The organism is Tunturibacter gelidoferens, from assembly GCF_040358255.1.
In the GTDB taxonomy this organism is placed as follows: Bacteria; Acidobacteriota; Terriglobia; order Terriglobales; family Acidobacteriaceae; genus Edaphobacter; species Edaphobacter gelidiferens.
Map to the genome: position 1 here is coordinate 1,591,149 of NZ_CP132938.1, position 11,023 is coordinate 1,602,171.

General features: G+C 60.0%; 9 protein-coding genes. 4 read left to right on the forward strand and 5 right to left on the reverse strand.

Annotated elements, in window-relative coordinates:
• Positions 1 to 194: 194 nt before the first annotated feature.
• Both RBB81_RS07325 and RBB81_RS07330 read right to left on the reverse strand, forming a co-directional pair.
• Complete coding sequence (locus RBB81_RS07325) at positions 195 to 2,567, reverse strand: OPT family oligopeptide transporter (protein WP_353073224.1); 2,373 nt, start codon at positions 2,565 to 2,567, stop codon at positions 195 to 197.
• Positions 2,568 to 2,792: 225 nt separating this feature from the next.
• The gene (locus RBB81_RS07330) at positions 2,793 to 3,278 is read right to left on the reverse strand and encodes a hypothetical protein (protein WP_353073225.1); all 486 of its coding nucleotides are present in this window, start codon (positions 3,276 to 3,278) and stop codon (positions 2,793 to 2,795) included.
• Positions 3,279 to 3,777: 499 nt separating this feature from the next.
• Here RBB81_RS07330 and RBB81_RS07335 point away from each other — a divergent pair, with 499 nt between their 5' ends.
• The 3 genes from RBB81_RS07335 to RBB81_RS07345 all read left to right on the forward strand — a co-directional run bounded on the left by RBB81_RS07335 (position 3,778) and on the right by RBB81_RS07345 (position 6,083).
• Complete coding sequence (locus tag RBB81_RS07335) at positions 3,778 to 4,503, forward strand: ComF family protein (protein WP_353073226.1); 726 nt, start codon at positions 3,778 to 3,780, stop codon at positions 4,501 to 4,503.
• 67 nt (positions 4,504 to 4,570) lie between these two features.
• Positions 4,571 to 5,230, forward strand: a complete 660-nt coding sequence (locus RBB81_RS07340) for an HNH endonuclease (protein ID WP_183790130.1) — start codon at positions 4,571 to 4,573, stop codon at positions 5,228 to 5,230.
• Between the two features lie 586 nt (positions 5,231 to 5,816).
• Complete coding sequence (locus RBB81_RS07345) at positions 5,817 to 6,083, forward strand: hypothetical protein (protein WP_179581340.1); 267 nt, start codon at positions 5,817 to 5,819, stop codon at positions 6,081 to 6,083.
• A gap of 369 nt (positions 6,084 to 6,452) precedes the next feature.
• On the opposite strand, the gene RBB81_RS07350 is transcribed toward RBB81_RS07345, so the two are convergent.
• From RBB81_RS07350 to RBB81_RS07360, 3 genes are all read right to left on the reverse strand, one after another.
• Positions 6,453 to 7,199, reverse strand: a complete 747-nt coding sequence (locus tag RBB81_RS07350) for a hypothetical protein (RefSeq protein ID WP_179581341.1) — start codon at positions 7,197 to 7,199, stop codon at positions 6,453 to 6,455.
• 163 nt (positions 7,200 to 7,362) lie between these two features.
• The gene (locus RBB81_RS07355) at positions 7,363 to 8,160 is read right to left on the reverse strand and encodes a hypothetical protein (protein ID WP_183790126.1); all 798 of its coding nucleotides are present in this window, start codon (positions 8,158 to 8,160) and stop codon (positions 7,363 to 7,365) included.
• 192 nt (positions 8,161 to 8,352) lie between these two features.
• Positions 8,353 to 9,285, reverse strand: a complete 933-nt coding sequence (locus RBB81_RS07360; RefSeq protein WP_353073227.1) for a hypothetical protein — start codon at positions 9,283 to 9,285, stop codon at positions 8,353 to 8,355.
• Positions 9,286 to 9,396: 111 nt separating this feature from the next.
• Here RBB81_RS07360 and RBB81_RS07365 point away from each other — a divergent pair, with 111 nt between their 5' ends.
• Positions 9,397 to 10,908 carry a sensor histidine kinase gene (locus tag RBB81_RS07365; RefSeq protein ID WP_353073228.1) on the forward strand — a complete coding sequence of 504 codons (1,512 nt, stop codon included), beginning with the start codon at positions 9,397 to 9,399 and terminating at the stop codon, positions 10,906 to 10,908.
• Positions 10,909 to 11,023: the final 115 nt, after the last annotated feature.

Genomic DNA, 11,023 nt, shown 5'->3' on the forward strand with positions numbered 1-11,023 from the left:
TCCAAAAATAAAGTTCAAAAAGTTGGCGTATTTTTTCGTTCCCAATAAGTGACGGTCAAAACACCACGTTAGCCACACAAATCACCACAACTTCACCACGATTTACCATCCACAAACACCACCAAAACGCCAAAAACCCCTGCAAAAAGCTCCTTTCACCACGTACAGAAATTTTTCTCCGCCAAAAACCAAAATCAACCCTCGCTCTGAAGCGGTTTCCGTGCGAAGTAATAAAGCGAAAACGCCAGCAACGCAAACATTACAACGCTGACCGGATCATGGTGCAGAGGATTGTGTTCGCTAAAGCGCGGAATCGACCTGTCAGTAGCAGCTTCATAGAGTTTCACGCAAACCCCAAGCAATCCAACGATTCCACCAGCGGCAATCAGCCCAGAAGCATAGAGCGATCCCGGAGAAACCTCCGATTCAATCGTCGCGTCTCGGGCGGTGATGGTGTTGAAGATAGGGAGACCGCTAGGATCCGCATGTGCAGGATTAGTAGGGTCAAAGTCGGGATGTTGAGCCAGCCAGGTTTCACGGTCCGAGTGCCAAAGAGCCAACGAGGCATCGTGTTCGAGGCGAGCCTTCTCGGCCGCGTGGCGAAGCATAGCGCGGTCCACCATCCAACGCATAACGCCTCCCACGAAGATCGCCAAGGTGGTAGCAATGCTGAGATAAGCACCCACGGCAAAGGTGAGAGAACGAACGCCAAGAAGCTCAACAACAACCACGATGGCAACACCAAGCAAAACGAGAGCCCACGGTAGTTTGCGGCTAAGGATGCCATTGATTACAGTCGCCATGAGACGTCCCTGTGGAGCTGCGGCCTTTTCGCTGCCAATGCCCTGGATCCACTGAACTTCGATCTGACCTGTCGTCGGATTGTAGAGATACTTGCCATCATCAAGCGTAGTAGAGCCAATTGCATTGAGAAGCACATATTGCTTAGCGTTCGAGAGTTCTTCTTTTGCCTGATTGTCGGCGTTGTGAGCGGTGAGAGTGATTTTGTCACTGCCGGTGAAGTGGCCGTTGTTCTGGACTCCGTCCGGCAGACGATCGAGCGAGAAGACGATCGGTTTCGGGAGACGCTGAAAGGTCTCCAGGCCTTTATTCATCGCGTTCAGTGTGGCGCCGATCGAAAAGATTGAGACGATGACGCCAATCATAATGGCGATCTGTTGCTTCCACGGCGTTGCGCCGATGAGGTAGCCAGTCTTGAGGTCTTGCGAGGTGTCGCCTGCATTCGAGGCGGCGATACAGACGACTCCACCAATCGTGATTGCCAGCGCTCCGAAGGCGGGCGCAGTCCAGCCTTTGACCAGAAAGATGGCGGCGGTAGCCATGAGGGTAGCAATTGTCATGCCAGAGACGGGCGAGGCTGACGAGCCGACGATGCCTACGATTCGCGCGCTGACGGTGACAAAGAGAAAGCCGAAGACCACGACGAGAAGAGCAGCCGCGATATTGGCGAGAGCGCCGACCTGCGCACCGGGGATGGGCTTGAACTGCAGGAAGAGAAACATCAGCAGGATGAGAAGTAAGGATCCGCCAAAGACGACGATAGGAGGAAGATCGTGTTCCGTGCGAGAGGGTTGCGAAACGACGGACTTACCTGTGCCGGTCTTCCTGAATCCTTGGGTGAGCGCTCCGACGATAGTGGGCAGGGTACGGAGGAGGGTGATGAGACCGGCGGCGGCGACTCCGCCGGCTCCCATGGGGCGGACGTAAGTTCGCCAGAGATCCGAGGGAGACATCTGCGTAATGAGGATGGTGCCGGGGTAGAGTGGGGTGGCGAGGTGCGAGCCGAAGAAGTAGATCGCAGGCATGAGGACCAGCCAGGAGAAGACTCCGCCGGCGAGCATGATGGCAGCGACGCGGATGCCAATGATGTAGCCGACGCCAAGATATTCGGGAGTGCAGTCAGCACGGATGGCTGAGCCTTTGAGGAGATGCTGCGCGCCGAGATCAGGCTGATAGTCCGGCTGACTCGGCCACAGTGCGAAGAGGTTGTCATTCTGGAACAGGGTGTAGAGGCCGCCAAGACCGAGGCCGAGGAAGACGCGAGAGGCGAATGAGCCGCCGCGCTCACCAGCGATAAGGACGTCGGCGCAGGCCGTGCCTTCGGGGTAGATAAGGTTGTCGTGCTCTTCGACGATGAGCTGGCGGCGAAGGGGAATCATGAAGAGAACGCCGAGCCACCCGCCAAAGAGCGCAAGGGCAAAGATACGCGAGGCATCCAGATCGAAGCCGAGGAAGATGAGAGCAGGAAGTGTGAAGATGACGCCGGAGGCGATCGACTGTCCAGCGTTGCCTGTACTTTGAACGATGTTGTTTTCGAGGATGCTTGCTTTGCCGAAGGCTCGCAGAATCGAAATAGACAGGACCGAGATGGGAATTGATGCGGCGACAGTGAGACCTGCGCGCAGGCCGACGTAGACAGTGACCGCTCCGAACAGCACGCCAAAGACAGCGCCGAGAATCAGCGCGCGGGCAGAGAGCTCAGGGCGTGTTTCCGTCGCGGGGACGAAGGGCTTGAAGGTGGGCTTGGTCGGTGTGAATGTTGCCATGGCAATACGTCTCCCGCGAGCTCGAGCTTTGTTTCGGCTTCGATGGAGTGTATCAGCGGGTGTGTACGGTGAGTGAGGTCGGCCTGGTTGAATTTGAAGCGTGGGAGCGTCGTACTTTGATTCTCACTGCTGACTCTTTTGCGACTCGAGGTAGACGGAGCCAAACGGGACAGGGGTAATGCTCGGCAGAGCATGATGTTCCGGAGATTGAAGAGATTCTGAGTATCAGGCAGGGTTGCCCGTCTCAGCATTCGTCTGAGCTTTGCGTGGCTTGGTGAGGCGATAACGAAGTAGGGCGGCGAGGGCGCAGGCTATGAGGAACAGCATCGGGCCGGTGAAGAAGAAACGGTCGGTAATCCACTTGTTGTCGAGCAGGCCGGTCGTCTGTCCATAGAGAGGGCCGAAGAAGCGTTCGACGCGACCGACTGATCGGTGCGGGTCAAATACGCTTGAGGCTTGAGATTTCCAAGTAGCGAAACGGATAAGGAAGGCAATCGTAACTGGTAACCACGCCCACAGGATGGGAGGTACAGCTTCGGACTCTGGAGCTAGGCTGGAAGATGGGGAAGTAGCAACGGACTGGAAGAGATCTCCTAGTGCCTTACCTAGTTGGCCGAAGGGAATGAGGCCAACTAGAAATCCGCTGGCCGCAAAGATAGGCAGGAAGTAGCTCAACACGTAGCCAATGCGGCTCAGGCTTGTCCAGTGCATCCTGGTAGCCAATTGCCAGACAGGTGCTGTAACGACCCATGAAAATCGGATCGCGAACGCTGCGACCAGCAAGTATAGAAACAAGCATTTGGCGCACCATGTGACAACTTTGAGCATGGCCTAGATGTAGCATAGGCGCATCTTTTATGGTGCAGAATTGTTGACGACCGGCGTCGCTAAGGGGCTATACTGCAGGAAATGGCGCGGTCCGACCGACCTGGAGCGCCGGCGAGTGAGGTGAGTCTTCAGCGATTGCTTGAATGACAATGCGCTCGGGATTGGTTCCGGGGGACCGCCCGGTGCTCCGCCTGGTGGCGGGGTAGAAGGGCATGCGAGGTCTCGCTGGTGGCGAGGGCCGGGACGGGTGGTTCGGGCTGCGCTGGATGACCTAATTACTACGTTGTATCCGACCGATTGCAGGGCTTGCGGTGGGCCTCTGCTGACAGCTGAGCTGTCTCCTGTATGCAACAGATGTATAGAAGGCGTTGAGGCGCAGTCGATGACGCTGTGTGTCCGTTGTGGCGAGGCACTCGACATGGAGGGCGTGCGGTTCGCGGGGCAGTTTCCTGTGGAGGGGCTGGTGTGTTCGCCTTGCCGGATGGCACCGCCGGAGTTCGAGCGAGCGGTAGCGTATGCCATGTATCAGGATGAGTTGAGGGAGATGATTCACCTGCTGAAGTACGAGCGCATGGCCTCGGTGGCCAAGCCGTTGGGCCGGTTCCTGGCGAGGGCGATCGAGATGCTTGAGGGCGAGGCTGCTAGTGAGCTGCTTGTCGTTGCTGTGCCGTTGTTTCTCGCGAAGGAGCGGGAGCGTGGCTACAACCAGGCGGTGTTGATGGCTGATGCTGCGCTTGCTGAGCTGAAGAGGTCTCGTCCGCGGTGGAATCTGACTTCGGCGCATGAGGTGATTCGCCGGGTGAAGGATACGCGAAGCCAGTTCGAGCTGACGCCAAAGGGGCGGAGAAGAAATCTGCAGGGCGCGTTCCAGGCAGACGATCGGGCTGCGCTGGCGGGGCGAGAAGTTTTGTTGGTGGATGACATTTATACGACCGGGGCTACAGCTCGGGCTTGTGCGCAGGTTTTGCGGCGGGCCGGGGTTGGCAAGGTTTGGGTGGCGACGGCGTCTCGGGCCCAGGCGGAGATGATTGCTTCCTGGGATGTGGCTTCGGCGAATGCGAGGTCGGCGGATGCGGGTTCTAGTGTTGCGGTCTGGGACGCTGGTTAGTGGAGTTGGAGTGGTAGAGAAGCTTGGCGCGGAGTGCTAACAGTAGCTGGAACCGGAGGGCTTTGAGATGCAATCGGGGAAGATGCGAAAGCAAGGGCTGGGTGGAAAGCGGCACGCGGGACACGGCGGTGGGCACGGGGCCGGGCGGGTTACGACGGAGCGCGAGGTTCGTGTTGGCGTGTTTCGGCAGCCGGCGATGCAGACTCCCGTGCTGGTGCTGAACGCGTCGTACGAGCCGATCAATATCTGCGGGGCTCGGCGGGCGCTGGTGCTGGTGTTGAAGGGCGTGGCGCGCACCGAGGAGGAGCAGGGTGCGGTGCTGCATGCGGCGCGGATGCGGGTGGCAATGCCGAGCGTGATCCGACTGCTGGAGTACCGCAGGATTCCGCACCAGACGCGGGCGTTGAGCCGCAAGAACATTCTTTTGCGCGATCGAAACTCGTGCCAGTACTGCAGCGTCATCCTGACCGCGGGGGAGTTGACGCTGGATCATGTCATACCGCGGTCGCGTGGTGGCCTTTCGACCTGGGAGAACCTCGTCGCCTGCTGCCACAACTGCAATCGGCGCAAGGGCAACCAGATGCTGCACGAGCTGACGGATATGAAGCTGCAGCGGGAGCCGAGGCCGTTTTCTTTGCATACCTCCCGGCACATCATGCGGATGATTGGGAGCGCGGATGCGGCGTGGCGGAAGTATCTCTACTTCGAAGCCGAACCGGCGGCTTAGCATTTCAAGTACTTGACGCTGAATACCCCCTCCCCCCGGGGGGTATTTGGACGTAAAATATTTGTTATCAATATTTTACAGGTGTGGTTCATCTGTAAAATATTGATAACAAATAGGTTGCGGATAAAATACTTTAAATCAATGGTTTAGCGTAATGCGGTGCTGAAAAAGAGAGCCCCGGAGGATGTCCTCGGGGCTTTCTGTCTCTGATTCCATTCTAGCGGTTCGGACATAACTCATGCGCCAGATCGAAGTGTTTGTTTCGTAAAGGCTTAGGTGGTTTTGGGGCTTGACAGCTTTTTGGCTTGTCTGAAGTCTGCATGCGTGTGTCCTGCCCGACGGGCGCCCTGCGCGGGCAGCGGTCACTTCGTGACGTGTGTACCGGTCTCGTTGGGATCAACATCTTGGTCCTCCCGCTGATCGGCACGAACTTTAGCTCGCGACCAACGGGAGCCCCACGCAAAGCGATCGCCGGTCACGAAGTGACCGCTGCCCGCGCAGGGCGCCCGTCCGGCAGGACAGTGATTGCGTATTGGGGGCTGCAAGTTGAAACGGGGATGTGATAGTTTCAGCGGCAGGAGATCGAATGTCTTATATCGAGAGTTATCAGTGCGACGTGTGCGGCGATAAAAAGGGTGAGGGCGGGGACTGGTGGCTGGCCTGGGTGGACTGTTTTCCGGGGGAGAAGCCGGAGGAGGATCAGCCCCTTATCAAACTGACGCGGTGGCAAGCTCACCATGCGCACTCGGCCGGAGTGAAGCACCTGTGCGGGGCGCGGTGTGCCGGGACGCTGATGGATCGGTGGATGACGCAGCAGCATGCGGATCCGGATTCGCACTGCGAGACGAAGTAAGGCGGGTTTCTGCCCTGACCATAGGGTCATGTTGCGAAGCGCAGGGTGTGTTCGCGTAGATGTCTGCGGTTAGTAGAGCAAACACGAAATGTTGAGGTTTCTCCACTGCGTCGCGAGATGAAGCTGCGCGACTCTGGTCGAGAGAACGAATTGTTTGGGGCGAGTCGAGGTGACGGCTCACGACGGATTGCGATTGTTTGGCCTGGGAAGAATGGCAACGACTGGACTGTTTGGGCTGGAAAGTTCGAATGGTATGGGTAAATGGAGTGTGTCGGGATCCTTCACTGCGTTCAGGATGACAGCTTGACTGCGTTCAGGATGATGGCTTCGCTGCAGTCAGGATGACGGCTTCACTTAGCTGTCTCTGGTTTATTGGGCGAGTGGCTGGTAGTTGGAGCTGGTGGTTGTGACCTGGAGCTTCTTGGCGGTCGCGTTGAGGACAGACTGCTGGACGTAGTTGGTGGAGTCGGGCAGGCTGGCAAAGCTTACGGCGAGGGTGACGACGTCCTGGGGATTGTCCATGTAGGTGTTGACGTTCAACGCGCTGATCTTTTTATCTGCAGTGTTGAAGGAGATGGTCATCTGGTCGCCGGGTTGAGCGTAGTCCGTGAACACAATCTTCGTGATGCCTGAGTCCGGGGCGGGGTTGAGAGAGACTTTGCCCGCCTGGAAGGCCTGCTGCATGCGTTGCGGATCAGGCGGGACGTACATCGCGAGCAGGGTCTTGACCTGCCCCATGTAATCCTTCATCTCTTCTTTCTTCTTTGCGATAACCCTTTGTTTGATGCGACCGCCGCTCGGTGGCGGTGGCGGCGGGCTCATAGGGGTCTTCTGTACTTTTCCGTCGGGACCGTACTGGCACATGGACTGCGAGGGGGGCTTGTCGTCGCCGTTGAGCGTGAGCTGCGTGTTCTCGATCCACCGGTATTGATGCAGTCTCTGTTGATTTGCGGCGACTGACTGCTTCAGGGCCGCTACTTTCCCTTGCAGATCGCCGCCTGCCGCCTGGCTGTTAGCCCGGGTGGTTGTGAAGATAAGGCAAGCGAACAGGGCGGCTGCGATGAACGCGCTCTCTTTATGAGAAAGCGATAGAGTGTTTGCGGTGGGTCGGTCCATCGAGAGCTCCTTAGAGTTTGAAACATGGCCGATCTGGGATTTAGCGAAGCTTTCAGGCGTGACAGATTGCGTGTAACTCCGTGGGGTTGGCGTCTGATCAGGCTGTCCGCCAATCAGTTAGAACCCCTCACGTGTGGTCGACGAGAAGGCGAGACTGGACGATTTACTTGGTTGCGGTCTTCTTGACGTGCGGGATGCGGTTGACCGAGCCGTCGGGCATGACGATGTATTTATCTCCAGTGGCGTCTTCGATGTAGGAGTTCTTGCTGCCGGGGACGAGGGTGACCTCGCGGGCGTCGGTCTGTCCGGGCGCGGTTAGGACGAAGTGTTTGCCGTCGCCTTCATCCTGTACGGGAGACTTGGTCGGCATCGGTGCGGGGGCCACGGTGGCTACGGGTGCGGGGCCGGGTGTGGGCGCGGGCGCGGCGGAGCTGGTGGGAGGAGCACCGGTGTAGGCGGTCATCTGGCCGGTCTGGCGGAAGTGGACGTACTCGGGCCCCTTGATGCCGTTGACGCACTGCTGGTAGGCATCGACGCCTACGGTTTGGCTGGTGGCGGTGGTGCTGGCGACGTCAGCGCTGTTGCGGTTGGTGCGCTCAGTGGCGCCGGTAGCGGCGGCGGTGTTAGCGCCGTTGTTGTTGCCGTAGCCCCACCATCCGCCGCCTTTGCGGGAGATAGCGCTGGTAGCGGCACCGGTAACGCCGGCGATGCTGCCCTGGGCCATCTTGTCCTTGTCCTGGCCGTGCTCGCGGTCGTGGAGGGTCTTCTGCTCATCGGTGAGCTGGCTGGAGGCCTGCTGGCGGCACTGGGTGAGCTGCTCCTGGGTAATGGGCATCATGTCCATGGTGATGCCGTCGGCGGGGCCGGCTGCGGGTGCGGGGGCAGGCGCTGTCTGGGCGAAGGTGTAGCCCAGGGAGAGGGTGGCGATGCAGGTGGTTTTGAGAAGGAATTTGACTGGCACGGTGGCCTCCCGGTGTGCGATCGTTCCCGACGATCAGACGCTGCAGGGGCCCGTGAATCCTTAGGAAACGGGAACACCGTGATAGTAAACTCGGCGCGGTTGGTGGGCAAGCGAATCTTCGGTAACTTTGATGAATTCTCGTTGGAACCGCCGTGTCCTGCCCGCGCAGGGCGCTCGTCCGGCAGGACACCGCTATGGTTTAGGGTTCTGCGGTGGACTGGCTGGAGACTGGGTGGTGTCCTTCTTGTCGGTGATGTCTTCGCCGTTGTAGATGATGCGCGCGGTGGCGTGGTACTGCTTGTAGTCGGTGTACTTGACGACGTTGCGCATGTGGACGTCCTGCGAGAGGGCGCCCTCCTGGGCGACGAAGTGGAGGTTGCCCTCGGCCTTGGTGTAGGTGGGGAACCAGTACTTGCCGTCGATCTGCTCGTAGTAGGTGGTGAAGGGCGGGGAGAGATCTTCGTGGCCCTTGCGCTTGTCCTGGGGGACGGTGATGCCGTTGACGAGGACGATCTGGAAGTCCTGCTGGTCGACCCAGACCTTGCCCTGGAAGTAGCGCTTGCCTTTTTCGAAGGTCTTGGGGGCGGCGGAGAAGACGTAGGTGTCGAGCTCGTCGATGTGCTGGCGGCCGAGGTAGGTGATGTCGTACTTGGGCAGGTCTTCGGTGGTGAGGATGAAGGGGAGACGGTGCTCGATCTCGTCGAAGTCGGCGGGGGTCATCTGGACGCGGTCGAGGGTGTTCTGGGGGGCGAAGACGACGTGCTCGGCGCGCTTGCCGTCCTTGTCGAAGGTGATGTCGGTGACCTGCTGGTACTCGCCGTCGACGCGGTTGGTGTCTTCGGCGAGGGTGTCGACGCGGACGGTCTGGCGGAAGGTGTAGTTCTGGCGGGCGAGGTTGAAGAGGGTCTCGCGGGCGGCGAACTTGTCGATGATCTGCTGGGGGGTCATGTTGGCGGGGGGCGCGGGGTCGAGGGGGCCGAAGCCCGCGGGGTCCTGAGCGGCGGCTCCGTCTGGATTTGCGACAGCCGCGATGGCCGCGGTGGGCGAGGCCGATAGCAGGAGGGATAGGACGCTTGCAGCAACAAAACGTAGGGTCGCGGAGGCAGAGGCGCGGCTGGGCTTCATGTGGGGAGCTCCATGGGCGGGGCTGTGTGTGTCTTGCCTGCGTTGCCCCGCACGCTACTAAGAATAGACGCGATTTGGGGAGGTTTGGTGATGTGGCCTGAAGCGAGGGAGATGAGCGGGTTGATCGTGCTGCGCTGGCTGGAGCTTTCGCTGGCCGGCGGAGGCCTGTGGGCGCTCTGGTGCCGGATGCAGGTTCGGGTGGCGGAGGGCAGACGGGAGAGGCGGGAGCAGGAGGAACTGCGCGCCTATGCGGGGCTGGATGTTCGGCTGGGGGCGGATGCGGAGCTGCCTGAGTTGGCGACGCGGGTGAGCCGGTTGATGGCGGAGAAGAGCGTCTTTCGCAGGACGGCGGTAATGGTTCGCGATGCGGGGGGAGTGCTGGCGGTGGCGGCCAGCGCGGGGATGGAGGAGACGACGGTGGAGTCGCTGAATGCCTGGGCAGAGGGTGTGGTGGAGGCGGAGCGCCGGGGTGGGATCGGCACGCGGCGGGGGGAGGGCGGCCTGGGACGGCGGGTGAAGAACAATGCGTTTGCGGTGGTCTTTGGGACGGGGATGGGGATGAGAAGCGGAATAGGAATGGGGCGGGATGGGGGAACGGGAAGGGGACAGAGTACGCGATTTGGGGAGGAGGCGCGCGGGGCGATTGTGATTCCGCTGTGGACGACCAGCGGGAGAATGATGGGGGCGCTCGCGGTGGGCGCGGACGGTCTGCTGAGCGTGCGGCAGAGGGAGCTTGAAGACGTGCTGTGGCCGCTCGAGGCGCTCGGTGTGAAGGTGGCGCGGGCGATGGAGAACGCTGCGCTGGCCGAGAAGTTGATGCGCGCGGAGAGGCTTGCGGGGATGGGGATGCTGGCTGGAGGGATGGCGCACGCGTTGAGCAATCCGCTGACGGCGGTGCTTGGGTTTGCGGAGCTGATTGCGGGGTCGACGGGCGAGGCGCGGGTGAAGTCGGATGCGGAGATCATCGTGCGGGAGGCGCTGCGGATGCGGCAGACGGTGGAGACGCTGCTGGAGTTTTGGAGGCCGGTGGGGCAGGGGGATGAGCTGGTCGATTTGACGGAGTTGGTGCGGGAGTTGGCGGCGGCGTGTGGAGAGAAGCTTGAGAGCAGAGGGATTCGCCTGGTAGTGCAGGCCGACGGCGAGGTGCCCGAGGTGCGGGGAAACAGGCACAGGCTGCGGCAGTTGCTGGAACACCTGCTGAACAATGCGTCGCAGGCGCTGGCTGGGGTGCGGGAGACGAAGACTGGCGAAGAGTTGGTGATTCGGATGTCTTTGAGCTGCTCGGGGAGTTGCCCGGAGAGTACTTCCGGGAGTGCTCCTGATAGTGCATCGGGTGGGGATGGGCGGAGGGTTCACCTGATTGTGAGCGACACCGGGCCCGGTTTTCGCGAGCCGGGGCGGATGTTTGATCCGATTTACACGATGCAGGAGGCGGGCGATGGCGCGGGGATGGGGCTGAGTCTTTCCTACTCGATTGTGCAGGAGCATGGCGGGGAGATCAGTGCGTTCAATATGCATCCGCATGGGGCGGCGGTGGCGGTTGAGTTGCCGGTGATGATGGGGGCGGAAAAAAAATCGGCGGTGGTGGAGGAGGCGATTCGCCGCGCTGCTGTTGGGGGATAGGCGGTTTTGCCTGTGGTTTTTTGTGGTGCAGAACGTGGTGTTTCGCGTGGTGGACGTGGTATCGATGTGGTGTTTTGTGTGGTGAATTTTGTGGTCGAAAAAAGTGCCACGTCTT